The 22,914-nt window shown below is 72.6% G+C and carries 20 protein-coding genes and 1 pseudogene; 12 read left to right on the top strand and 9 right to left on the bottom strand.

What is annotated here, in order from left to right; translation table 11 throughout:
• Positions 1-42: 42 nt before the first annotated feature.
• Positions 43-1,746: an FAD-binding oxidoreductase gene (locus tag TR50_RS35600; protein ID WP_201776918.1), complete on the bottom strand. Its 1,704-nt coding sequence runs from the start codon at positions 1,744-1,746 to the stop codon at positions 43-45.
• Between the two features lie 227 nt (positions 1,747-1,973).
• Here TR50_RS35600 and TR50_RS35595 point away from each other — a divergent pair, with 227 nt between their 5' ends.
• The 3 genes from TR50_RS35595 (at position 1,974) to TR50_RS35585 (ending at position 5,389) form a co-directional block, all read left to right on the top strand.
• A complete protein-coding gene (locus TR50_RS35595; protein WP_042432004.1) occupies positions 1,974-2,600 on the top strand; it encodes a cupin domain-containing protein in 627 nt (208 codons plus the stop codon).
• Positions 2,601-2,739: 139 nt separating this feature from the next.
• Entirely contained in the window at positions 2,740-3,546 is an 807-nt protein-coding gene (locus tag TR50_RS35590; protein ID WP_042432002.1) for an SDR family NAD(P)-dependent oxidoreductase, read from the top strand.
• A 319-nt stretch (positions 3,547-3,865) separates the two neighbouring features.
• Positions 3,866-5,389 (top strand): MFS transporter, encoded by a 1,524-nt coding sequence (locus TR50_RS35585; RefSeq protein ID WP_042432000.1) that lies wholly within the window; start codon positions 3,866-3,868, stop codon positions 5,387-5,389.
• Here the strand turns inward: TR50_RS35585 and TR50_RS35580 are convergent.
• On the bottom strand, positions 5,322-6,203 hold the full coding sequence (locus TR50_RS35580; RefSeq protein WP_042431998.1) for an AfsR/SARP family transcriptional regulator: 882 nt from the start codon (positions 6,201-6,203) through the stop codon (positions 5,322-5,324). The genes TR50_RS35585 and TR50_RS35580 overlap by 68 nt on opposite strands.
• A 55-nt stretch (positions 6,204-6,258) precedes the next feature.
• Positions 6,259-7,914 (bottom strand): FAD-dependent monooxygenase, encoded by a 1,656-nt coding sequence (locus TR50_RS35575; protein WP_042431996.1) that lies wholly within the window; start codon positions 7,912-7,914, stop codon positions 6,259-6,261.
• Positions 7,915-8,097: 183 nt separating this feature from the next.
• On the opposite strand from TR50_RS35575, the gene TR50_RS35570 reads away from it, so the two are divergent.
• From TR50_RS35570 to TR50_RS35535, 8 genes are all read left to right on the top strand, one after another.
• The gene (locus TR50_RS35570) at positions 8,098-9,822 is read left to right on the top strand and encodes a class I adenylate-forming enzyme family protein (protein ID WP_042431994.1); all 1,725 of its coding nucleotides are present in this window, start codon (positions 8,098-8,100) and stop codon (positions 9,820-9,822) included.
• A 4-nt stretch (positions 9,823-9,826) separates the two neighbouring features.
• Complete coding sequence (locus tag TR50_RS35565) at positions 9,827-10,840, top strand: methyltransferase (RefSeq protein ID WP_042431992.1); 1,014 nt, start codon at positions 9,827-9,829, stop codon at positions 10,838-10,840.
• Positions 10,841-10,917: 77 nt separating this feature from the next.
• On the top strand, positions 10,918-12,903 hold the full coding sequence (locus tag TR50_RS35560) for an FAD/NAD(P)-binding protein (RefSeq protein WP_042431990.1): 1,986 nt from the start codon (positions 10,918-10,920) through the stop codon (positions 12,901-12,903).
• Positions 12,900-14,309 (top strand): nitrosuccinate lyase, encoded by a 1,410-nt coding sequence (locus TR50_RS35555; protein ID WP_042431987.1) that lies wholly within the window; start codon positions 12,900-12,902, stop codon positions 14,307-14,309. The genes TR50_RS35560 and TR50_RS35555 overlap by 4 nt, the downstream gene beginning before the upstream one ends.
• 53 nt (positions 14,310-14,362) lie before the next feature.
• Positions 14,363-15,346 carry a carbohydrate kinase family protein gene (locus TR50_RS35550; RefSeq protein ID WP_042431985.1) on the top strand — a complete coding sequence of 328 codons (984 nt, stop codon included), beginning with the start codon at positions 14,363-14,365 and terminating at the stop codon, positions 15,344-15,346.
• 233 nt (positions 15,347-15,579) lie between these two features.
• The gene (locus TR50_RS35545; protein ID WP_084701549.1) at positions 15,580-16,413 is read left to right on the top strand and encodes an AfsR/SARP family transcriptional regulator; all 834 of its coding nucleotides are present in this window, start codon (positions 15,580-15,582) and stop codon (positions 16,411-16,413) included.
• On the top strand, positions 16,413-17,003 hold the full coding sequence (locus TR50_RS35540) for an RNA polymerase sigma factor (protein ID WP_042432052.1): 591 nt from the start codon (positions 16,413-16,415) through the stop codon (positions 17,001-17,003). The genes TR50_RS35545 and TR50_RS35540 overlap by 1 nt, the downstream gene beginning before the upstream one ends.
• The gene (locus TR50_RS35535; protein WP_052441719.1) at positions 17,000-17,821 is read left to right on the top strand and encodes an MGMT family protein; all 822 of its coding nucleotides are present in this window, start codon (positions 17,000-17,002) and stop codon (positions 17,819-17,821) included. The genes TR50_RS35540 and TR50_RS35535 overlap by 4 nt, the downstream gene beginning before the upstream one ends.
• Before the next feature lie 211 nt (positions 17,822-18,032).
• Here TR50_RS35535 and TR50_RS35530 read toward each other — a convergent pair whose 3' ends face one another.
• The 4 genes from TR50_RS35530 to TR50_RS35515 are packed head-to-tail and all read right to left on the bottom strand — an operon-like array spanning position 18,033 to position 20,356.
• Positions 18,033-18,686: an alpha-ketoglutarate-dependent dioxygenase AlkB family protein gene (locus tag TR50_RS35530; RefSeq protein WP_042432047.1), complete on the bottom strand. Its 654-nt coding sequence runs from the start codon at positions 18,684-18,686 to the stop codon at positions 18,033-18,035.
• A 53-nt stretch (positions 18,687-18,739) separates the two neighbouring features.
• Positions 18,740-19,303, bottom strand: coding sequence for a hypothetical protein (locus TR50_RS35525; protein ID WP_052441718.1), 564 nt, complete (start codon positions 19,301-19,303; stop codon positions 18,740-18,742).
• Positions 19,300-19,638, bottom strand: coding sequence for an Ada metal-binding domain-containing protein (locus TR50_RS35520; RefSeq protein ID WP_236654731.1), 339 nt, complete (start codon positions 19,636-19,638; stop codon positions 19,300-19,302). Before TR50_RS35520 ends, TR50_RS35525 begins: the two co-directional genes overlap by 4 nt.
• Positions 19,631-20,356, bottom strand: coding sequence for a 2OG-Fe(II) oxygenase (locus TR50_RS35515; protein WP_042431979.1), 726 nt, complete (start codon positions 20,354-20,356; stop codon positions 19,631-19,633). Before TR50_RS35515 ends, TR50_RS35520 begins: the two co-directional genes overlap by 8 nt.
• A gap of 284 nt (positions 20,357-20,640) precedes the next feature.
• On the opposite strand from TR50_RS35515, the gene TR50_RS35510 reads away from it, so the two are divergent.
• Positions 20,641-21,102, top strand: a complete 462-nt coding sequence (locus tag TR50_RS35510; RefSeq protein WP_042431976.1) for a BP74-related protein — start codon at positions 20,641-20,643, stop codon at positions 21,100-21,102.
• 157 nt (positions 21,103-21,259) lie between these two features.
• Here the strand turns inward: TR50_RS35510 and TR50_RS35505 are convergent, their stop codons facing one another.
• Positions 21,260-22,627: an L-serine ammonia-lyase gene (locus tag TR50_RS35505; RefSeq protein ID WP_042431974.1), complete on the bottom strand. Its 1,368-nt coding sequence runs from the start codon at positions 22,625-22,627 to the stop codon at positions 21,260-21,262.
• 148 nt (positions 22,628-22,775) lie between these two features.
• Positions 22,776-22,914, bottom strand: a pseudogene (locus TR50_RS46165) (serine hydroxymethyltransferase); the annotation flags it as partial.

Genomic DNA, 22,914 nt, shown 5'->3' with positions numbered 1-22,914 from the left:
CCCGGGGGCGGGGGGGGGCGGGGCGCACGCCGGTTCGGCCGGTCAGGAGGGCAGTTCAACCGACTGGCGGTGACGGAAGACGTTCAGCGGGTCGTACTCCTTCTTGACCTGCTGGAGCGCCGCGTAGTTGCCCTTGTAGTACAGCGCGCTCCAGGGGGTGGCCGAGCGGTTGTACTGCGGGTCGCTCAGGTCGGCGTCGGGGTAGTTGACGTAGCAGCCGTCGGTGGTGCCGTTGGGGACCGGGACCCCGCCGGTGTCGGAGTAGAGCTCCGAGTAGAACGCCCGGTTCCAGGCGATGTAGGTGGCGTCGTCGGTCGGGTCGGCCCAACGGGACATCCACATCATCTTGAACGCGGACTCCCGGTGCGGGTAGGCCGTCGCGTCCGGGGCGGTCGCGTTGACCTGGCCGCCGTAGGAGCTGAGCGTCACCGAGGCGCCGGGGATGGCGACTCCGGCCTGGCTCAGGTACTTGTACATCACCGACAGGTGGCGTGCGGGGAAGACGTCGGCCATGTAGGCGGACTTGTACTCCTGTCGCAGGGTCGAGTCCGTCAGGTTCGCGTTCGTGGTGCCGAGGTACTTCGTGGCCTCGAACCAGGGCAGCAGGCGGGGCTCTGCGTACTGCTCCATGGCGGTCAGCTCGGCCATCGGCCGGGTCAGCGCGGTGTGCTGGACGCCCACGCCGGTGTTGAGGGCCGCCAGGTAGTCATCGAGCATCTGACGCGCGCCGGGAACCGTGGCGTCGACCTGGGTGACCATTCCGATCTGGCCGGCGGACTGGTGGGTGAGCACCAGGAAGCTGGCGAGCGCCGTCCGGGGGTTGCCGGGCGCGTTGTTCGCGACGAAGTACGAGGCGTAGTTCGCCACCAGGCGCGAGAAGGCGTCCTGCGTCATCTGGGCCCACGGCCAGGAGACGGCCAGCAGGTAGACCGAGCTCGGCGGCTTGGGCAGCAGTGTCTTCGGGCTGTTCCCGGTCGCTCCCGGCGAACGGAACCAGTAGCGGGTGACGATCCCGAAGTTGCCACCCCCTCCGCCCGCGTGCGCCCACCACAGGTCCCGGTGCGGATCGTCGGCCTCGCGGGTGGCCACGACGGTGCGCACCGCTCCGGACTGGTCCACCACCACGACCTCGACCGCATAGAGGTGGTCGATCACCAGGCCCTGCTGTCGGCAGAGCAGCCCCCAGCCGCCTCCGCTGACGTGGCCGCCTGCGGCGACCGAGTAGCAGATCCCGGCGGGGATGGTGACGCCCCAGTTCTGGTAGAGCGTGTGGTAGACGTCGAGCAGCGCGGCCCCGGTCTCCACCGCGACGGCGTTCCGGTCGGGGTCGTAGGAGACCCGGTCGAGCGGCGAGAGGTCCAGGACCACCTCGACGTCGGGATTGAAGACGAAGTCCTCCAGGCAGTGTCCGCTCGAGCTCACCGTGATGCGCTTTCCGGCGCTCACGGCCTGCTGGACGACGCCGGCGACCTGGTCGGTCGAGTGGATGACGTAGACCGCCTCCGGAGAGCCGACGTACCGCTGGTTGACCCCGCGCACCAGCTCCGGGTACTGCTGGTCGGCCGAGGTGACCCTGATCGGGTCCGGCGCCGCGCCGTCACGCGCGCCGACGTCCTGCGCGGTGAGGTCCGTCGCCGCGACCGCCGGCGTGTTCCCCAGCAGGCCGGCGACCGCCGTGGCGCCCACGGTCGCCGCCGCGCCGGTGAAGATCTGCCGACGTCCTATACCGCCTGTGCTCTGAGCCACTGCCACACACCTTCTCTGTCCTCGGCCGCGCGGTCGGTGCCGTCCGACCGTCTTCCGGGGGCGACTGTAAGGAGCGGTTCGCACGCCGAACACTCCGGATCTTGCGGTGTCGCACGCGATGTGACGCCCTGTCGGCAGAGAGCGCAAGATTGAGAGTTTCCCCGGAGACCCCACCGCCGACCATCGGATGGCGTACCAGCGACCACGACGGACCACCGGAGGCAGGAGTGACGGTCAGCGTAGGAGAGGTCTACGAGAACCCGCGGTGCGGCGAGCGGGTGGTGATCAGGACGCCGTCCTCCGAGAACGGTGGCGAGCGCACGGTCATGGACGTGTACGCCAAGCCGGGCGGGGCCGTCTCGGGCGAGCACCTCCATCCCGTCAGCGAGGAGCGGTTCACGCTGGTGCGCGGCAAGGTCGCGTTCCTCATCGGCGGGCGCCAGGTCACCCTGGACGCCCCCGGGCAGAGCGTGCTGATCCAGCCGGGCATCAAGCACCGCTGGTGGAACTGCAGCGGCGAGGAGTCGTTCCACATCTGCGAGGTGCGCAGGAACAGCGACCGCTTCGAACAACTGGTGCTGCGCCAGCTCTTCGGGCTCGCCCAGGACGGTCTGACCACGCCCGAGGGCATGCCCCGACTGCTCCAGCAAGCGGTCACCACACTGGAGTTCGGCGATGTGGTGCGGTTCACCACGCCTCCGTGGGCGGTGCAGAAGGTGCTGTTCGGCGTGCTCGCCCCGATCGCGCGGCTGCTTGGCCACCAGGGCTGCGACCCCGCGTACATGAACCGAAAGCCGTCCGAGATCGCGGAGCTCGAGGAGCTTCCCGAGGAAGTGCTCCGGCACCACTACTGACCCCTCCCACACGTCGCCCGGAACATCGCCCCGGACAACGCCGCAACACCTTCGGACCGGTCGGGGTTCAGAAGGTTGAGAGCGCGTCCGCGCGGCACCCCCGGTCGCGCGGACGACCCACACCACGAGAAGGACTCTTATGGATCTGCAGCTTTCCGGCCGGGTGGCCGTGGTCACCGGAGCGTCCAAGGGCATCGGCCTGGCCGTCACCCGGACCCTGCTCGAGGAGGGCGCCAACGTCGTTGCCGCCTCCCGCAAGAGCAGCCCGGAGCTCGACGCGCTGGCCAGCCCGAAGCTGGTCCACGTCTCGGCCGACTTCATGGACCCGGAGGCCCCCGCCCAGGTCGTCGAGAAGGCGGTGGAAGCCTTCGGCGCCCTGGACATCCTGGTGAACAACGCCGGCGGCCCGCCGCCTGGCGTGAGCCTGCCCCGCGGCTCCTTCCTGCACGCCACCGACGAGGAGTGGCGGGCCATGTTCGAGTTCAACCTCTTCTCGGCGGTCCGCGCCATCCGGGCGGCGATCCCGCACCTGCTGGAGCGCGGAGGCGGCTCGATCGTCAACATCTCCTCGGGCAACGCCCGTCAGCCCTCCCCGATCAACGTCGACTACGGGGCGGCCAAGGCCGGCCTCAGCAACCTCACCAAGGTGCTCTCCGGCGAGTTCGGGCCCCAGGGCATCCGCGTCAACACGGTCTCCCCGGGCGTCGTGCGCACGCCCTGGTGGACCGAGGAGGGCGGCGTCGCGGACAAGATCGCCAGCCAGGCGGGCACCGACCGCGACAGCGTCCTGGACGAGGTCGTCCCGAAGATGCTCAACCTGACCACCGGCCGCTTCGTCGAGGCGCAGGAGGTGGCCGACGCGGTCGTGCTGCTCGCCTCCCCCCGTTCCGGGAGCACGACGGGCGCGGAGTTCGTCGTCGACGGCGGCCTGCTCAAGGAGCTCTAGTCCGACTGGCGGGGCGGGCCGGTCCACGCCGTGACCGCCCGAAGCGCACCGACCACTGACGCCTCCCCGCAGCTGGTCCTGATGGGTGGCGGGCTTGCCCGCCACCCATCACCCTTCCGCCCGGATGTCGTGGCTCCGGGCCGTCCCGGCCCCGACGACGTGCCGCGCGCCCGGATTCCCGGCGCGCCCCGTTCCGGCCAGGCGCCGTTCGCCCGCCGCGCTCGTCGCGCGTGCCCTCCCTCCCCGTGCGCAGGTCGCCGCAGTGCGGCGACCTGCCGCCCCCGCGCGCCCACGCGCCGCGCCAGCCCTCGGAGACCCCGTGCCCGGAACCGGCCGCAGCACCGCCCTGCCCCCCACCGTCCCGGAGGCTGTCGCGCATGTCGTCGCGGAGGCCGATCCGCGCGTACCGCGCCCCGTGGGGCGGACCGGGCTGGTGCTCATCGCGGTGGCTCCGCTGCTCGCCAACGCCGATCAGGGGATCGTCTCCCTCGCGCTGACCGACATCCGCCGTGACCTGTCCATGAGCCTCGGCGACGTGCAGTGGGTGACCAGCGTCTACGCCCTCGTGGTGGGCGCGCTCCAACTGCTGGGCGGACGGCTCGCGGACCGGGTGGGGCCGCACCGGCTCTTCAGGTCGGGCCTGCTGGCCTTCGCCGCGTGCTCGGCGGTCTGCGGGGCCGCGCCGACCGGCGCGGTCCTGATCGCGGCGAGGGCCGCGCAAGGCGCGGCCGCCGCGCTGCTGGTCCCCGCCGCGATGGCGCTGCTGATGGTCGTCACGCGGGGACCGGCGGCCCGCGCCCGGGCCTTGGCGCTCTGGGCCGGCGTCGCGGGTGTCGGGTCGGTGGGCGGCGTCGTGTTCGGCGGCCTCGTCGTCAGCGAGCTGAGCTGGCGCTGGGCCTTCGGCCTCAGCGCTCCGGTCGCGGCGGGGGCCTTCCTGGCCGCCCGGCGGCTCCGGTTGCCACCTGCCGTGCGCCGCGCGCCGCGCCCCGACTTCGTCGGGTCGGCGCTGCTGACGGCCGCTCTGCTGGCACTGGCCTACGGTCTCGCCCGCCTGCCGGAGTCGCCCGGCGACGGCACCGCCTGGGCGTCGCTAACCGTCGCGGTGCTCCTCGGCGTCGTCCTGGCGGGCCAGCAGCGGCGCAGCGTCGAGCCGTTGCTGCCGGCGGACGTGGCCGGTGACCGCGCGCTGGCCTCCGGGGCGTTCGGCATCCTGCTGGTCTCGGCAGCCGCGGCCCCGGTGGCCGTCGTCGTCGGCCTGTATCTCCGGCAGGTCGACCACTTCAGCGCGTGGCAGGCCGGGTGCGGCCTGTTGCCGCTGGTGGGCGGCGTCGGCCTGGTCGGGCGTGCCTCGAGCCGGGTACTGGCGCGCCGCGGGCCCCGCATCCCCCGTGCGGCGGGCGGCGTCCTCGTCGTCGCCGGACTGCTGTCGCTGTCCCGGCTCTCGGCGCACTCCGACTACCTGACCGGGGCCCTGCCCGGACTGGTGCTGGTGGGGTCCGGTCTGCCCATGATCTGGATGACCTGCGAGGTCGTGGCCTTGGCCGGGATCGACCAGCGGCGCGCGGGGCTCGCCGCCGGCCTGGTGCAGTCGGTCGGTCAGATCGGTGCGGCCCTCGGTCTGACGCTCGTGGTCGCCGTGCTTCCCTGCGCGGGAGTCCCCGCCGACACCGGTGCCGGCGGGACGTTGTCCGCGCAGGCGCCGCACGCCTTTCTCGCGGTCGCCGCCTTGATGGCGCCGGTGCTGGTGGGAGCTCCGGTCCGGGCGCGCCGGACGCTCAGGTCCGCAGCAGCAGACAGGCCCGGCCGACCGGTCGGGCGACCCTGTCCGCGGGGGCGGAGGTGAACAGGTCCAGGGCGAGGCCGCCGCGCGCCGCCGAGGGGGGTTCGAGGCGCGGGTGGGCCGCGAGGACGTCCGCGTGCAGCTGTTCCATCCGCTGTGACGGCGTGGTGTCGAGCTCGTCCCGCAGTACCCGCCGCAGGCGGCGGTGCGCGGTCAGCGCGTCCGCCTGCCGCCCCGACCGGTACAGGGCCAGCATGAGCAGGCTCGTCAGCGCCTCGTCGGCGGGATGCTGCAGCACCAGCCCGCTGAGTTCGCCCAGGAGTTCGTGGTGACCGCCCAGATGCAGGTCGGCGCCCAGACGCTGGACGACGGCGTCGAGCCGGTTGCGCTCGATCGCCTCGGCGGCGGAGCGCAGGAGCGGGCCCGCCGTCACGTCCACCAGCAGCGGCCCGGTCCACATGGCCTCCGCGGCGCGCAACTGCTCGACGCCCTCGGCGAGTTCCTTTCCGGCCAGCGCGTCCCTGGCGGCCCGCACGCGGTCCTCGAAGACATCGAGGTCCAACTCGCCCGGACGGACCCGGAACAGGTACCCGTGGTCCCGGGTGACCAGCCGACTGGACCGCTGCTCCGCCGCGGCCCCGCCGTCCGCCTCGCCCAGGAGCGATCTGCGGAGCTGCATCACGTAGGTGTGCACCGCCGCGACGGCGCTGGAGGGAGGGTTGTACTCCCACAACTCCTCGACCAGCTGGGCCATCGAGACGATCCGGTTGGCGTTGAGGATCAACAGCGCCAGTAACTGCCGCTGCTTCGGCGCCGTCGGCGCCAGGTCGGCGCCACGGTCGATGACACACAGGGGGCCGAGCACACGGAACTCCATGGTGGTTCCCAATCGGGCGGGGTGGGCTGCGGTTCGGCGGACGTCTGGTGGTGGATCAGTGCCCGGTGACCCGCTCCAGCAGTGCTGCGGGAGCGTCCGGTGCTTGACCGCCACGCCAGGCGATGTACTGGTCGGGGCGGATCAGGACGAGTTCGGCTTCGTAGAGTTTGCGGACCGTCTGGTCGACCGTGTGCAGGACCTTCAAGGGGATGCGTCGTCTGTGAGCTGCCTCCGCCAGGCTTCGGGACTCGTCGGAGCCACCGAGGTCCAGCAGCGTGAACCCCGTTCCGAACTGGTCGAACAGGGAGCTTCCGGGGCCGTGCACCTCGTCGAGCCAGACGTGCGGCGCCCGGCCGCCCGGCGTTCCGGACGGCGTGTACGAGGTGAAGGAGTCACCCGGAGGTCCGTCCTGACCTGCATCGACGACCGGCGAACCATCGTAACGCGCGCCGAGCTGGACACCCAAGGTGTCCAATGTCAACTGCCCGTATTCAGCCAGCTCCTGACCGAGCCGCTGGCGGGCCGCCGCGCCCCGTTCCGAGTCCTCCTCCAGATGCGCGGGCCGCCGGATCGCGCCCAGACCCTTGCCCAGTTCCCGGGCCGCCCTGGTGTTGCGGAGCGCCACCGGTCGGCGCTCCGCCTCGTAGCTGTCCAGCAGCCGCGGCCCCGCCCAGCCCTGGACCGCGCCCGCGAGCTTCCAGGCGAGGTTGGCGGCGTCCTCCACGCCGGTGTTCATGCCGAAGCCGCCGTTGGGCGTGAACAGGTGCGCGGCGTCTCCGGCCAGCAGCATCCTCCCCGCTGCGAACCGCTCCGCGACCAGCGCCGCTCCGGCCGCCCACGGCCGGTGGCTGAGCACCTCCACCTCCAGGGGCGCCCCGGCGGCGCGCTGGACCAGCCAGGCGATGTCGTCCGGGCCGGCCGTGCCCGGGTCCAGGGAACTGGTCAGCAGGAAGAACTCCGTCCCGCCGTCCAGTGCGATCAGGTTCAGCGCGAGGTCGGCGTTCACCGCCCAGTTGCTCCACGCCCTCCGCCCGCGCAGGAAGTCCGAGGACAGCCTGGGGATCCGCAGGTGCGCGGCGATCGAGCGGCTGCCGAGGACGTCCTGTTGCAGACCGCCCTCGCCCTGGTAGCGGATGCCCAGCGTCCGCCGGACCAGACTGCGGCCCCCGTCGCAGCCGACGGCGTACGCGGCCGTCCACCTGTGCGAGGTGTCCTCATGCCGCGCGGTGAGGCTGACTCCCTCGGCGTCGGCGCTGAGTTCGCCGACCTGCCAGCCGAAACGCAGGTCGATCCGCGGGCGGGTGCGGGCGTGGTCGAGCAGCAGGCGCTCGACGTACATCTGGTTGGCCCGGTGCAGTGGCTCCGGCACCTGGTCGGCTCGGTCGGCCGCGCTCACCAGCCGTGCGGTCTCGGCCGGTCCGGGCCAGGGCAGGATCGCGAGCTCGGCCCCGGAGTAGCGGGTGAAGAAGGAGATGCCCGCGGAGTGGTCGGCCGGCAGGCCCAGCCCGCGCACCCGCTCGGACAGCCCCAGCCTGCGGTAGAGCTCCATGGTCCGGGCGTTGTGGGTACTGCCGCGCGGCTGGTCCGGCACCGTCCCGGCCGTGTTGAACACCGTGGAGCGGACGCCCTGTTGGTCCAGGAGGAGCGCCAGCAGCAGACCCACCGGTCCACCTCCCACGATGGCGACCGGGGTGGTCGTCGGGCTGTCCATCAGACGGGGCCTCCAAGCTGTCGACATCCCTGTGGTGATCGTCGCAACCCTGTCTGAAGAACGGATCGAGGCCGGCCGCGACCGCCCGGGGCCCTTGGACCGACTCTTTATCACCGCCCTGAACACTCCGGAGAAAGGCCCCGGCGGGCCTTCGCGGCATCGTGTGGAGGCGAGGAGTCCCCCATGTACGTGTTCGGCACACACCGGTCGGTCGCCCAGCGTCTGCGGCTGTACACCGCGCCCGGCCTGGGAGCCGGCGACTTCTTCTGGTACGCCTGGAAGGTCGCGACCGACCGGGACCGTCCGCTGCTGTTCCATCCCGACGTGACCTCCCCGGACTGGCCCGACCGGCCGCCCACGGGTCTGTCGCTCGACGACGTCCGCAGGGCCGTCATCCGCTACGCCCACTGGTACCGGGAGAACGGGGTCGGCAAGGGCACGCACGTCGGCCTGCACACCCGCGACGGCCTGTCGGGGCTGGTGCACCACATCGCGGTCACCGGCCTGGGCGCGACCGCGGTGCACTGCAACCCCAAGATGGCGTCCGCCACGGCCGCCGAGTACTTCGTGCGGACCGGGACCACGCTGGTGGTGGGCGACGCCGACCTGCTCAAGGGGCTGGCCGACGCCTGGTCGGCGAATCCGTCGGCCGCCGCGCCGCGGGTGCGGGACCTCGCGGAGCTGGAACGCACCGCGACCGCGCCGCCACGGCCGTTGTCCGGATTCCCGTACCGTCACTCCCGTGACGACCTGATCATGATCTCGCACTCCTCGGGCACCACCGGCCGCCCCAAGGCTCCTGTCTTCCACCACGGTTCGTTCTTCGTCGGCAAGCGGGAGCGGCTGTGGACGTTCCCCTCGCTGCGCTCCGACCGGCTGCTGACCGCCCTGCCGCACAGCCACTCGGCGGGGATCAGCTATCTCAGCATGGCCATCCTGCTCGGCATCCCGACGCTGCTGCTCGACGGGGCCGACGGGGAACGCGTCGAGCAGGCGGTCAACCTCTTCCGCCCCACGATCGTCCTCGGCTTCCCGCTCACCTTGGCCGAGATCCGGCCCGACCGGATCACCGCCGAGGGTGCGCGGAACATCCACACGTGGAACGGCATGGGGGACGCCTCGCACGAGCGCCACGTCCGGCCGCTGACGGAGCTGGGCCGTCGGGTCGAGCGGGGGGCCGTGCACCCCGGCTCCCGGTATCTGGACGGTCTGGGCTCGTCCGAGATGGGCATGGTGCTCTTCAAGCAGGCGTACACACCCGAGACGACTGCGTTCGGCCGACGCATCGGCCGGCCCGCCAAGGTGGTCCGCAAGGCCGCGGTGCTCGACGCCGGAGGCCGCGAACTGCCCGACGGCCAGGCGGGGATGCTCGGTGTGCGCACCCCCAGCAGCACGCCCGGCTACTGGGACGACCCGCACCTGAACGAGCAGTCCGTCGTGAACGGCTACTTCCTGACCGGTGACATCGTGCGCCGCGACGGCTCCGGCACCTGGTACCACCTGGACCGCACGCCCGACGTGATCGAGACGGCCACCGGACCCGTGTACAGCCTGCCGATGGAGGAGGTCGTGCTGCTGTCCACCGAGGCCCTCGACGCCGCCGTCGTCGCGGTCGCCGACCCCGACGCCCCCGGTCGGATGTGCCCCGCTGCCGTGGTGCTCTTCGCCGACGGGGCGCCGCACGATCCGCTGCCCCTGCTGGAGCGCTGCAACGCCGCCCTGGCCCGCGAGGGGTTGCCCCGGCTGAGCGCCCTGGTCCTCGCGTCCGACCGCGCCGACCTGCCGGTGGGCGTGACCGGCAAGGTGCTCAAGCGCGTGCTTCGCGAGCGGCACCGGGACCTGCTGAGTGCACCGGCTGACCCGTCGGTGGCGACCGAGGCGTCCGACTCCCGCGTACGAGAGGCCTGAAACCGTGACCGACGCATCAGCGGCACGCCGTGTCGTCGACATCATCACCGGCTCCTGGCGGGCCCAGGCCCTGCACGCCGCCGTCGTGCTGTCCCTCCCCGACCACATCGCCGCCGGCCACGGGACGGCGGACGCGCTCGCCGCGCGGACCGGGGCGAGCGCAGACGGCCTGGACCGGCTGCTGCGGCTGCTCGCCGCGACCGGCGTCGTCGCCGGCGACTCCCGTCGCGGCTACACCCCGACACCGGTGAGCGAACTGCTCCGTGAGGGGACGCCGGGCTCGATGCGGGACATGGTGCGCATCTACGGCGAGGAGTTCTATCGCGCCTGGGGCGCCGCGGCCGACGCCCTGCGCGGCGGCGGGTCGGGTTTCGAGCACGCCTTCGGCCTCTCCCTGCACGAGTACCTGCGGCAGAACCCCGAGGCGGGGGAGAAGTTCCAGCGGGCGATGAACGCGGGCAACGTGTTCTTCCCTGCCGTCCTGGAGGCGTTCGACTTCCGTCCCTGCCGCACGGTCGTCGACGTGGCCGGCGGCAGCGGGATGCTGCTCGCGACGGTCCTGAGCGCCCATCCGGAGATCCGGGGCCTGCTGATCGACCGTCCGCACATGGTGCCGGTCGCCCGTGAGTACCTGGGGCGCAGCCTCAGCGCCGACCGGTTCGAGGTCAGCGGGGGCGACATCTTCGACGGCGTTCCGGAGGGCGCCGACGTGTACCTGCTCTCCCGGGTGCTGCAGGACTGGGAGGACGAGCGCTGCGTGGGCCTGCTGGCCGGCATCCGCAAGGCCATGCCCGACCACGGTCGGCTGCTGGTCCTCGAGCGGGTGATCGACAGCGGGACGCCGGACGAGCCGGCGCTGCTGCCGCTGCTCTGGGATCTGCATCTGCTCATGGCGGCAGGCGGCCGGGAGCGCACCTGGGACGGGTACCGCGCGCTGCTCGCCGCCTCCGGCCTGCGCCTGGAGTCCAGCCACGCGCTGGAGCTCGAAACGAGCCTGCTAGTCGTCGCACCGGCCTGACGGACGACCCTTCACCGGCCTGACGGAGGACCGCTCATCGGTTCCGGCCGCCTCACAACTCAAGGGGAGAACAGCACATGTTCAGCGGGGAGCTCAGGGTCTGCGTCGTGGGTGCGGGGCCGCGCGGCCTGTCGGTCCTGGAACGGCTGTGTGCCAACGAGCGCGCGCGAAGGACGCACCGATCGGTCGCGGTGCATGTGGTCGACCCCTTTCCGCCCGGCGGCGGCCGGGTCTGGCGTACCACGCAGTCCCGCGACCTCCTGATGAACACGGTGGCCGCGCAGGTGACCGTCTTCACGGACGACAGCGTGGAGATGGAGGGCCCGGTGGAGCGCGGGCCCAGCCTCTACGAGTGGGCCCGGTCGTCGGCCCGGCGGTCGGCGGGACGGGTCGATCCGGGCGGCCCCGCGGCGGAGATCCTCGCGGAGGCGCGCGCTCTGGGACCGGACGACTATCCGCGCCGGTCGTTCTACGGCCACTACCTCCGCTTCGCGTTCGACCGGGTGGTCTCCCGAGCGCCCGGGCACGTCGTCGTGACGGTGCACCGGACACTGGCGGTCGCCCTGAACGAGTCGGGCCCCGACGGCGGGCACACGCTCACCCTCGCCGACGGGACCCGGCTCACCGGGCTGGACGCGGTGGTGCTCGCCCAGGGACACGTCCCGGCCCGGCCGACCGAGCAGGAGGCGCGCACCGCGCGGGCCGCCGAGGCCCACGGGCTGGCCTACCTCCTGCCCGCCAATCCCGCGGACGTCGACCTCTCGGCGGTGAGGGCCGGCCAGCCCGTGGTGTTACGCGGGCTGGGACTGAACTTCTTCGACTACATGGCCCTGTTGACCGTCGGCCGCGGAGGGGAGTTCGTGCGGCGGGGCGACCGGCTGGCCTACCGGCCCTCCGGACAGGAGCCGCTGATCCACGCCGGATCCCGGCGGGGTGTGCCGTACCACTCGCGGGGCGACAACGAGAAGGGCGCCCACGGCCGTTACACGCCCCGGCTGCTGACCGCCGAGACGATCGCGGCGCTGCGCCGCCGGGCGCTGGACGGCGCGGAGGTGACGTTCGGCGCCGACGTGTGGCCGCTCATCCGCAAGGAGGTGGAGAGCGTCTACTACGGAACTCTGCTGGCAGCCGAGGGCCGTGACGGGCAGCGCGAGGAGTTCGTCGACCGCTTCCTGGCCGCTCCCCGTGGTGCGGCGGAGGAGGCCCTGCTCGACGTGTACGGGATCGGCGCGGGACGCCGCTGGGACTGGCGGCGGATCGCGGATCCGCAGGGGCAGGCGCCGATCGCCGGCCGCGAGGAGTTCCGCGCGTGGCTGCTGGCCTACCTGGCCGACGACGTGCGCGAGGCACGTGCCGGAAACGTCAGCGGACCGCTGAAGGCCGCCTTGGACTCGCTGCGGGACCTGCGCAACGAGGTCCGCCTGGTGGTCGACCACGGGGGTCTGGACGGCGCGTCGTACCGGGAGGAACTACGGGACTGGTACACGCCTTTGAACGCTTTCGTGTCGATCGGCCCGCCCGTCTCGCGGACCGCCGAGCTGATCGCGCTGATGGAGGCGGGGATCGTGCAGGTGCTGGGGCCGGGACTGCGCATCAGGATCGACGAGGACGCCCCGTCCTTCGTCGCCGAGTCGAGCCGGGTCGGCGGCGAGCCGGTCCGCGCCGCCGTCCTGATCGAGGCCAGGCTGCCCGAGCCGGATCTCCGGCGGACGGCAGACCCCTTGCTCGCGCACATGCTGGCCACGGGTCGGTGCCGTCCGTACCACATGCGCAACGTCGACGGCTCCGCCTGGGAGACCGGCGGCCTGGCGGTGACCCGCCGCCCCTACCGGGTGGTCCGCGCCGACGGCCTCCCTCACCGACGGCTCTTCGCCTACGGGGTCCCGACGGAGTCCGTGCACTGGGTGACCGCCGCAGGGATCAGGCCCGGCGTCAACTCGGTGACGCTGGGCGACTCCGACGCCATCGCGCGGGCGGTGCTGGCGCTCGGCCGAGCCGGAGCCGAGCCGCCCGGCGGCCTGAGCGAGCGTTCCGACAGCGACCTGACAGGAGTGGCGGCATGACGAACCGTGCGGAGCTGGAACCGGATTCCGGGCTGCTGTCCCCGGTCCGCGCGGGTACGCCGGTCGAGGCAGCGGTGAGCGACCGGGCCTGGCTGCAGGCGATGCTGGACGCCGAGGCGGCGCTGGCCCGGGCGCAGGCCGCGCTCGGCGTGCTCCCGCCATCGGCCGCCGAGGCGATCACCCGTGCCGCTCGCGCGGACCGGCTGGACCTCGGGGCCCTGGCCTTGGCCGCCAGGGAGACCGCGAACCCGGTGGTGGCCCTGGTCGCCGCCCTCACCGACGTGGTGGCCCGGACCGACCCCGGGGCGGCGTCCTACGTCCACCGCGGCTCGACCAGTCAGGACGTCCTCGACACCGGCATGATGCTGGTCTGCGCCCGCGCCTTGCCGATCATCGGGGCCGACCTGGAGCGGATCGCCCGGGCACTCGGGCGGCTGGCCGCCGAGCACCGCGACACCCTCATGGCCGGCCGCACCCTGGCCCTGCACGCCGTGCCCACCACCTTCGGACTGAAGGCCGCCGGCTGGCGGGATCTGGTCCTCGATGCGGCGGACCGCGTCGGCGGGCTCCTGGTCGGTGGGCTGCCCGTATCGCTGGGAGGCGCCGCCGGCACCCTGGCCGGCTATCTCGAGTACGCGGCACTCGACGGGACCGGGGGGCGACCCGAGCCGGGCGACTATGTCGACCGGCTGACCGCCGCCTACGCCCGGGAGACCGGACTGACCGCGCCGCTCCTGCCCTGGCACGCGCTGCGGACGCCGATCGCCGACCTGGCGGCCGCGCTGAGCTTCGCCACGGGCGCGGTGGGCAAGATCGCGGTCGACGTCCAGTCGCTGACCAGGACGGAGGTCGGCGAGGTGGTGGAGCCCTCGGCGGCCGGTCGTGGCGGCTCGTCCGCGATGCCGCACAAGCGCAACCCGGTCCTGGCCACGCTGATCCGCAGCGCGGCGCTCCAGGTCCCGTGCCTGACAGCGGGACTGACGCAGAGCCTGCTGTCCGAGGACGAGCGCTCGGCGGGCGCGTGGCACGCGGAGTGGTCGTTGCTGCGCGAGTGCCTCCGGCTGACCGGGGGAGCCGTGCACACCGCGGTCGAGCTCAGCGAGGGGCTGGTGGTCAGGCCCGAGCGGATGCGCGGCAACGTCGAGGCGACGGGGAGCATGCTGGTCTCGGAGCGACTCGCGGCGGTGCTCGCCCCGCGGATCGGCAGGGCGCGGGCGAAGCGGCTGCTCACCGAAGCCGCGGCGGAGGCCGAACGCACCGGCCGTCCGCTCGGCCGGGTGCTCGCGGCGGCCCCGGAGGTGAAGCAGTGCCTCGACGACAAGGAACTGTCGGACCTGCTGGACCCGGCCGACTACACCGGCGCGGCCGGGGCGCTGGTGGACCGGGCGCTGCGGCGCACTCGCTGATCCCCGGGCCGACGACCCGTTCGATCCCCACTCCCCGACGGAGGCCAACCACCATGCGCATCGCGGTCACCGGCTCGATCGCCACGGACCATCTGATGACCTTTCCCGGGCGCATCGTCGATCAGCTCCTGCCCGACCAGCTCCAGCACCTGTCGCTCTCCTTCCTCGCCGACGACCTGGTGGTCCGGCGTGGCGGCGTGGCGGCGAACATCGCGGTCGGGCTGGGCCGGTTCGGCCTGAACCCGCTGCTGGTCGGCGCGGCGGGGTTCGACTTCGCCGAGTACGAGCAGTGGTTGCACGCCAGCGGCGTCGACACGGAACTGGTGCGGGTCAGCCGGAACCTCCACACCGCCCGGTTCGTGTGCACCACCGACGCGGACCAGAACCAGATCGCCACCTTCTATCCGGGGGCGATGACCGAGGCCAGGGAGATCACCCTCGCGGGGGCGGCCCGGCGGCTGGGCGGGCTGTCCCTGGTCGTGGTCGCTCCCAACGACCCGCAGGCGATGCTCCGCCACACCGACGAGTGCCGGCGCCTCGGCATCCCGTTCGCGGCGGACCCCTCACAGCAGCTCGCCCGCCTCAGCGGGCACGAGGTGCGTCAACTGGTCAGCGGGGCCCGGTTGCTGTTCACCAACCGGTACGAGGCCGCACTGCTGGCCGAGCGGACCGGATGGACGGAGGGCGACGTCCTGGAACAGGTCGGCGCCTGGATCACCACGGCCGGCGCGGACGGCGTGACCGTCGCGACCAAGGAGCGTCCCACGGTACGGGTGCGGGCCGTTCCCAGCGCCGCGCCGGTCGACCCGACCGGGGTGGGCGACGCGTTCCGGGCGGGCTTCCTGGCCGGCACGGCCTGGAACTGGCCGTACGAGCAGGCCGCCAGGCTCGGATGCGCGCTGGCGACGGTCGTGCTGGAGTCCGTGGGCGCCCAGGACTACGGCCTCGCCCTGCCCTTGCTGACGGACTTGATCCGGCGGACCTACGGGTCCTCGGCCGCCGCGGAGATCGAATCGCTTTTCACCTGTGCGGACTGAATGGGAGCGGTCGAGAGGTGTAGGGGAAACATAAGGACCGCAGGCGAACTGAAGGGGAATTATTCGTCCTCTCGATTGGTCGGATCATTGACAGGACTCGGACGGGAAACTAGCGTCGAGTCGAGTCGTGGTCAAACCTCGTCGGGGGACGGTTGGAACACGGTGGATCTCTGTCCCCCTGCGCCCGAAAGCATCAGCCGGGCCTGCAGTGAAAACAGGGGGAAGAAGTGGTCATGCGTGTTCTCGGTCCCTTAGAGCTGTCCTACGCGGGGGAGAACCTCGTTCCGAGCGCACCCAAACCGCGGCAGTTGCTCGGCCTGCTCATGCTGAACGCCAACCGGATGGTCCGTGCCACCGACTGCATCGTGGAGCTCTGGGGCACCCAGCCCCCGAAGAGCGCGATGTCGACGCTCCAGACCTACGTCCTGAACATCCGGCAGGCCCTGCGCACGCCGGAGGGCAACCACAGCGACGTCGTGTCCACCAGGAACCAGGGGTACCAGCTGGCGGTCCTGCCGCAGGACCTCGACCGCGCCCGGTTCGCGGAACTGGCGGGACAGGGCCGGAGCGCCGCCGCCGCCGGAGACCCGGCGAGCGCCTCCCGCCTGTTCGCCGACGCCCTGGCGCTCTGGCGCGGTCCGGCTCTCGCGGACGTGGACAGCGGCGCGATCAGCGCCCCGCACCTCGTCGAGCTGGAGGAGACCAGGAAGGCCGTGCACGACCAGCGGATCGAGGCGGACCTGGCCCTCGGGCGGCACCGCGAGATGCTCGATGAACTCAGTGCGCTCGCGTCGCTGCGCCCGACCGACGAGAACCTGCAGGCCCAGCTCATGATCGCGCTGTACCGGTCGGGAGAGCGCTCCCGGGCGACGGCTGTCTTCCGCAGGCTGAGCCGGGTTCTGGGCGAGCACATCGGCATCGAGCCGGCGCCGCGGATGCGGCGCCTGCACCGCGCGATCCTCACGGACGACCCGATTCTGACCGTTCCGGTGGCGAGGGTGTCGAGAGCGGGGCTGTCGTCACCGGCGGCGCAACACTTCGGCGTGCGACGGGGTTCCTCAAAGTGATGGAAGAAGAGACCGCCGAGTGCCTAGGTGACCTTCTGGCGGCGGACCTCGACTCCGGCTTCACCGAGCTGGTCCGGGTCCACGCCAGAGACGTCCACACGTTCCTGCTCAGGCTGTCGGGCTCCCGGGCGGAGGCCGACGACCTCGGGCAGGACACGTTCCTGCGCGCCTACACGGCCCTCCAGGGCTACTCCGGCCAGCGCCGCCGGGAGTTGCGCCCACGCGCCTGGCTGCTCACCATCGCGGCCAACGTGTGGCGCAACCACCTGAGGTCGCTCGCGCGCCGACCCGTGTCGGCCGGCCGGGTGGAGGACGCCGCCGACGTCTGGCCCGACTCCGGCCCCGGGCCGGTCGAGCGGGCCGAGACCGCCGACGACCGGGACCGGCTGGTGGCGGCGCTGTCGGAGCTACCTGCCCAGCACCGCGTGCCGGTCGTGCTGCACCATGTGGTCGGCATGAGTTACTCGGAGGTCGCCGAGGTCCAGGGCTGTCCGGTGGGGACCGCTAAGGCGCAGGTCTCCCGTGGACTGAGCGGCCTGCGGCGGCTGCTGACGGCGGAACGTCCGGCGTTGAGGGAGGTGACGGCATGATCGGCCCAGACGGCTCCGTGGACCCGGGGCTGGCGGCCCTGGCCGGAGATCTGGCCGGGCTCGACGAGGAGCCCCCGCAGGGCTTCGCCCTGCGCGTCCTCCAGGCAGTCGGGATCTCCCGGGAGCGCTACGACACGTACTGCCGACTGGAGACCGCAGCCGGCGGCCTGTACGTCGCCTTCGGCCCGCAGGCGGTGACGGCGGCCGCCCTCACCGGCCCGCACCCGGATCCGGCCGCGTTCGAGGGGCTGCATCGCCGGCGGACCGGCCGCTCGGCGATCCCGGCGGCCAAGCCGTTCCCCGGCCTGGTCACGGCCATTCGGACCGGGCGCGCCAGACAGCTGCCACTGGACCTGTCCGCCCTGCCGCAGACCGACCGCGCGGTGCTCGAGGCGGTGCGCACCATCCCCGCGGGTCAACTCCGGTCAGCCGACTGGATCGCCCGGGACGCCGGGCTGCCCGCGGCCACCGGCGCCGCCGAGGTGGTGATGCACGCCCTGGGCGCCAACCCGATGGCGGTGCTCATCCCCTGTCACCGGGTCACCGGTGCCGACGGCACCCCGTTCGACCTTCCGGACGGCCCGGAGGCCGGAGACCGGCTGCGCGCGGCGGAGGGCATCGACCTGCGTCAGGTGGCCGAACTGGCCCGGGAGGGGCTGTTCCTGCTCGGCAGCGACACCACCCGCATCTACTGCCACCCCACCTGCGCCAACGCGCGGCGTATCACCGCCGCCCACCGGGTGCCGTTCCGCAGCCCGAGGGAGGCCCACCATGCGGGTTACCGGGCCTGTAGAAGCTGCCGCCCGATGACCGTCTGAATTCACCGGCCCGGAAATGCCTGCGGTGAGGAACCGGAAAAGAGCGCACCGGATCGCGTGGACTCCGGAGGGCTTTTTCCCGGTCCGCCTCGGGAATGGGCATTCGGGCGGGTCGGTTCGCCCCGCTCCGCAGTTCCTCCATTCTTCGTTCACCTGGTCCGGGTTGTTCGTGTTGTTCGTATCGGAATCCGGTGCCCGGCGGGCCTCGTCCTCAGCCGGTCAGGCCGGTGACGCGCATGGTGATGTTGAGACGGCCGTGGGCCAAGCCGGTGTCGGGGTGTCCCGTGCCCGGGTGGATCCTGGGGACACCGTGGTAGGCGAAGCGCGACGGCCCGCCGAGCACGAACAGGTCGCCCGAGGCCAGCTCGACGTCGCTCCAGGGACGGTTGCGGTTCTCGGCGCTGCCGAGCCGGAAGACGCAGCTGTCGCCGATGCTCAGCGAGACGACGGGGGCGTCGGAGCGCTCGTCCTTGTCCTGGTGCATGCCGAGCTTCGCCGCGGCGTCGTAGAAGTTGATCAGGGCGGTGTCCGGGGTGTAGCCGTCGCCGGCGTCCGGGGCCTGGTAGGCGTCGACCAGGGCGCGGCGGCCGAGCCGGACCATCCAGTCCGGGAAGTCGGCGACGCGTGCGCCGTTCACGTCGTCCCCGGTCCGGGTGTAGCGATAGGGCTGCCAGTGCCAGCCGATGCAGACGGTCTGCACGGACATCGCGCCGCCGCGCGGCAGCCTGGTGTGACGGATCGGCACCGGGCCGGCGGCCCAGCGGCGGCAGGCCGCGACCAGCTCCCGCTGCTGGGGGAGTGTCAGCCAGCCCGGGACGTGGACGGCGCCGGGGGCGATCTCCGAGCGTTGCGCGGGCGGTTGCACGTCGTCGTCGAAGAGCGGCACGGCCCCCGTCGTCGCCCCGGTCCTGGCCCCTGTCACGGCACCACTCCTCGGCAGGCGGGGATCAGCAGCCCGTCCCGGACCGCCCAGGCGCCGCCGCCGGCGTCCACGACGCGCAGCCCGTCGAGGTTGCGCGATCCACTGAGGGAGACGGCGTCCGGCACGGCGAGGGACGCGAAGCCGAACGTGCGGCGGGCGTCCCACCCGGTGCTGTGCGTCAGCCGGCGTGCCAACTGCGCCCAGCCGAGGGGAGCGGCGGCCACGACCCAGGCGTCCGGGGTCTCCGCGGTGAGACGCCGCGCCGCTCGCAGCCACGACGCGGCCTGCTCGGGCCAGTCGACCACCGCGAGGACCGACCGGCCCGCCACCCGGCTCCATTCTTCGACGAAGGCCCTCGCCGTCTCGCGGGAGGCGTCGTCGCGGCTGTGACCGACCGCGACCGTCCGGACCGGTGGGTGCTGGGCGTTCAGCAGGCCCAGCAGCGCGGTGAGTTCGGCGGCCGTGTGCCGCGCCGGCGGGCGCCGCTGCGCGTCCCCGCCGAGCTCCCTGGGGGCGATCAGCGGTGAGCGCGCGCCGGTTCGACTCCCTGCGGGCCTCACGACGCCTCCCGCGCGACCCTGAGCGCCTTCCAGCGCCGGTACGGGTCGGGCAGGCACACCGCGCAGGGCCGGTAGCCCGCCGCGACGGCGGTCGCCTCGTCCGCGAAGAACACCCGGTGGCCGACGTACCCGCCGGCGGCGATCGCCCGCAGCGCGGAGGGGCAGTCCAGCCGTCCGTACAGACGCAGCCGCCGGTGGCCGCCGAGGGTTCCGGGCGTTCCGCTCGGGTGGGGCCGTCCGTCCGATCCGACCAGCGTGTGGACGGAGCGCCTCGGGCCGTCCTCGGGCACCGCCGGTCCTGCGGTGGGCGCCTCACGCATCGTGGCCTCACGCATCGTGGAAGACCAGGCCGAGGGCGTGCCGGCGACCGGAGTGCACGGTGCTGACACCATGGCGGGTCTGCCCCGCCGACCAGCCGCGCGTGGAGCGCACCGGGCGGTCGCGGGTCGTGAAGATCAGCCCGTGGCCCTGCCGCAGAACGGTCGTGGTGCCGCGCGACTGGGCCCGTGGCCGCTGTTCCACCAGGAGGAACTCGCCGCCGGTGTAGTCGACGCCCTCGCGGTCGAGGCCGACGACGACCTGGAGCGGGAACAGCAGCTCGCCGAAGACGTCGCGGTGCAGCGCGTTCCAGTCCCCCTGCTCGTAACGGAGCAGGATCTGCGCGCCCTTGGTCTGCCCGGCGGCGTGGCACATCGCCAGCCATGCCTCCAGCGTGTCCGGCCAGGGGGCGGGACGGCCGAGGCGCTCCGCCCAGTCCCGTGCGACGGCGAGCAGGTGGGGATAGAACGCCTCGCGCAGCGCGCGGACCGGATCGGGCAGGTCGTGCGTGAAGTACCGGTACTGTCCGGAGCCGAAGCGGTGGCGCGCCATGTCGACGGTGCTGCGGAACAGCTCTGCCCGCTCGTACAGGGCGGCGAGCTCCCGGCACTGTGCGGGCGTGAGGAGCTGCGGCGTCACGGCGCAGCCGTGCGCGTCCAGCTCCTCACGGACGGCGTTCCAGTCGGTGGCGTCGACGGCGGCGGCGAGGCGGGCCGCCTCGGGTGCGGTGATCATGGTGGGCTTCCTCGGGGACGGGTCCGTCCGGGGTTCTCGCCCAGTCTGCCGCTCAGGAGCCGCCGCGTCCGGCGGGAATCGGACACCGCGCTCGACCCGCCGAACCCGCCACTCGCTGACTGACGACCCGGCGAATGACTGCCCTTTTCCCCTCCGTGAGTGGGCGCGGTGAAGAGCGACAGCGACGCGAACGCGCCTCGGCATGATTGCACACCGTCACTGCTTGAATGCTCTCAGTGGCTATTCGTGATGTGCACGATGCCCCGGATCGAGGAGAGAACTCCATGCGACGCGCGTTCACCAAGGCGGCCGGCCTGGCCGCCGCCAGTCTGCTGGCCCTCACCATGGCCCAACCCGCCCAGGCCGGCGCCCCGGCGCACCATCCCGGCCGCGCCGCCGCCGAGGCCGCCTACTTCGTCATGACCGACATCACGCGTGAACAGTTCGTCATCAAACTGACCAAGCCCGAAGACATCGAGCACGCCCGGGAACTCGTCAGCGGGGAGACCACCGACCGTCCCCACCTGATCGCACGGATCCTCAAGCGGACAGCCCCCTACAACCCGCGCTGGAGCTACCACACCAACCCCGACACCACGGGCTTCTTCGACCAGGCCACCGAGGTCTGTGACGCGACCATCCCGTACGTCGAAGAGCACCTCGACGAAGCCGGCGGCGCGTTCCTGCCCGGCCTCATCTGGTGCGACTGGTCCTCGCGCCTCGTCCGCGAACTCCCCGCCCCGTAGTCGACCGACCGTCGCCCTCTTGCCAACTGCCCGCTCCCCGCGGGGCGCGGGGGTCGGCGTCAAGTCGACCCCCGCGCATGCCCCCGTCCTCCGGGCGGAGGGCCGGGAGCGAGTGGGGAGATCTATTTCGGGGAAGTCCCTGGTCGGCGCCCCGGCATCAGCACTCGATGACGTTGACCGCGAGGCCGCCGCGCGAGGTCTCCTTGTACTTGATCTTCATGTCGGCACCCGTCTCCTTCATCGTCTTGATGGCCTTGTCGAGGGAGACGTGGTGGCGGCCGTCGCCGCGCAGGGCCATGCGGGCGGCGGTGACGGCCTTGACGGCCGCCATGCCGTTGCGCTCGATGCACGGGATCTGGACCAGGCCGCCGACCGGGTCGCAGGTGAGGCCGAGGTTGTGCTCGATGCCGATCTCGGCGGCGTTCTCGACCTGCTCCGGGGTGCCGCCGAGCACCTCGGCGAGGCCGCCGGCGGCCATGGAGCAGGCGGAGCCCACCTCGCCCTGGCAGCCGACCTCGGCGCCGGAGATGGAGGCGTTCTCCTTGAAGAGCATGCCGACCGCGCCCGCGGCGAGCAGGAAGCGGACGATGCCGTCCTCGTCCGCGCCCGGGATGAAGTTGAGGTAGTAGTGCAGGACCGCCGGGATGATGCCGGCCGCGCCGTTCGTCGGGGCGGTGACGACCCGCCCGCCGGCCGCGTTCTCCTCGTTGACGGCCATGGCGTAGAGGGTCACCCACTCCATCGCGTTGGCCGGGCCGATGCCCTCGACCCGCAGCGCCCGCGCGGCGGAGGCGGCACGGCGGCGGACCTTGAGGCCGCCGGGGAGGATGCCCTCGTGGTTCATCCCGTTGCGGACGCACTCCTGCATCACGGACCAGATCTCCAGCAGGCCCGTGCGGATCTCGGCCTCGCTGCGCCAGGCCTTCTCGTTCTCCAGCATCAGCGAGGAGATCGACAGACCCGTCTCGCTGGTGAGCCGGAGCAGGTCCGCGCCGGTGCGGAAGGGGTACTTGAGCACCGTGTCGTCGAGCTTGACGCGGTCCGCGCCGATGGCGTCCTCGTCGACGACGAAGCCGCCGCCGACCGAGTAGTACGTCTTCTCCAGCAGCGGGACGCCCGCCGCGTCGTAGGCGCAGAGCGTCATGCCGTTGGCGTGGTACGGCAGTGAGCGGCGGCGGTGCAGGATCAGCTCGCTGTCGGGGTTGAAGGCGATCTCGTGCGTGCCGAGCAGCGCGATCCGCTTGGTGGCCTTGATCTGCTCGACGTCCAGGTCCGCCTGCTCGACGTCGACCGTGCGCGGCGACTTGCCCTCCAGGCCCAGCATGACCGCCTTCGGCGTGCCGTGGCCGTGGCCGGTCGCGCCGAGGGAGCCGAAGAGCTCCGCCCGCAGGGAGGCGACGTCGGACAGCTGGCCCTCCGCCTTCAGGCGGTGCGCGAACATCCGCGCCGCCCGCATCGGGCCGACCGTGTGCGAGGAGGACGGGCCGATGCCGATGGAGAAGAGGTCGAAGACGCTGATGGCCACGGGGACGCCCTTGTCTTGTGGGTGGGGCAGGGGAACTGGACGAGCGGAGTCATGGACAGGGGCACCGGGCGCACTGTCTGGTTCCAGTGTGCGCGGTGCCCCCACCACTAGGCGATGAACTGTCCGGAACAGTCCGGGACCGGCCTGCTTACAGGTCCGGGTACAGCGGGTGCTTGGCGGCCAGCGCGCTGACGCGGGCGGACAGCTCGGCGGCCTTGGCCTCATCGAAGCCCGGCTTGAGGGCCTCGGCGATGACGTCGGCGACCTCGCGGAAGTCCTCGGCCTGG

Origin of the sequence: Streptacidiphilus anmyonensis, assembly GCF_000787855.1 — a bacterium.
Classification (GTDB): domain Bacteria; phylum Actinomycetota; class Actinomycetes; order Streptomycetales; family Streptomycetaceae; genus Streptacidiphilus; species Streptacidiphilus anmyonensis.
This window is presented reverse-complemented; position numbering and strand designations above follow the sequence as displayed.

Bases quoted from the DNA above. Each gene is read 5' to 3' on its own strand.
- TR50_RS35590 (WP_042432002.1), top strand. From the start codon at position 2,740: ATGGATCTGCAGCTTTCCGGCCGGGTGGCCGTGGTCACCGGAGCGTCC.
- TR50_RS35580 (WP_042431998.1), bottom strand. From the start codon at position 6,203: ATGGAGTTCCGTGTGCTCGGCCCCCTGTGTGTCATCGACCGTGGCGCC.
- TR50_RS35575 (WP_042431996.1), bottom strand. From the start codon at position 7,914: ATGGACAGCCCGACGACCACCCCGGTCGCCATCGTGGGAGGTGGACCG.
- TR50_RS35570 (WP_042431994.1), top strand. From the start codon at position 8,098: ATGTACGTGTTCGGCACACACCGGTCGGTCGCCCAGCGTCTGCGGCTG.
- TR50_RS35560 (WP_042431990.1), top strand. From the start codon at position 10,918: ATGTTCAGCGGGGAGCTCAGGGTCTGCGTCGTGGGTGCGGGGCCGCGC.
- TR50_RS35555 (WP_042431987.1), top strand. From the start codon at position 12,900: ATGACGAACCGTGCGGAGCTGGAACCGGATTCCGGGCTGCTGTCCCCG.
- TR50_RS35550 (WP_042431985.1), top strand. From the start codon at position 14,363: ATGCGCATCGCGGTCACCGGCTCGATCGCCACGGACCATCTGATGACC.
- TR50_RS35545 (WP_084701549.1), top strand. From the start codon at position 15,580: ATGCGTGTTCTCGGTCCCTTAGAGCTGTCCTACGCGGGGGAGAACCTC.
- TR50_RS35540 (WP_042432052.1), top strand. From the start codon at position 16,413: ATGGAAGAAGAGACCGCCGAGTGCCTAGGTGACCTTCTGGCGGCGGAC.
- TR50_RS35535 (WP_052441719.1), top strand. From the start codon at position 17,000: ATGATCGGCCCAGACGGCTCCGTGGACCCGGGGCTGGCGGCCCTGGCC.
- TR50_RS35520 (WP_236654731.1), bottom strand. From the start codon at position 19,638: ATGCGTGAGGCCACGATGCGTGAGGCGCCCACCGCAGGACCGGCGGTG.
- TR50_RS35515 (WP_042431979.1), bottom strand. From the start codon at position 20,356: ATGATCACCGCACCCGAGGCGGCCCGCCTCGCCGCCGCCGTCGACGCC.
- TR50_RS35510 (WP_042431976.1), top strand. From the start codon at position 20,641: ATGCGACGCGCGTTCACCAAGGCGGCCGGCCTGGCCGCCGCCAGTCTG.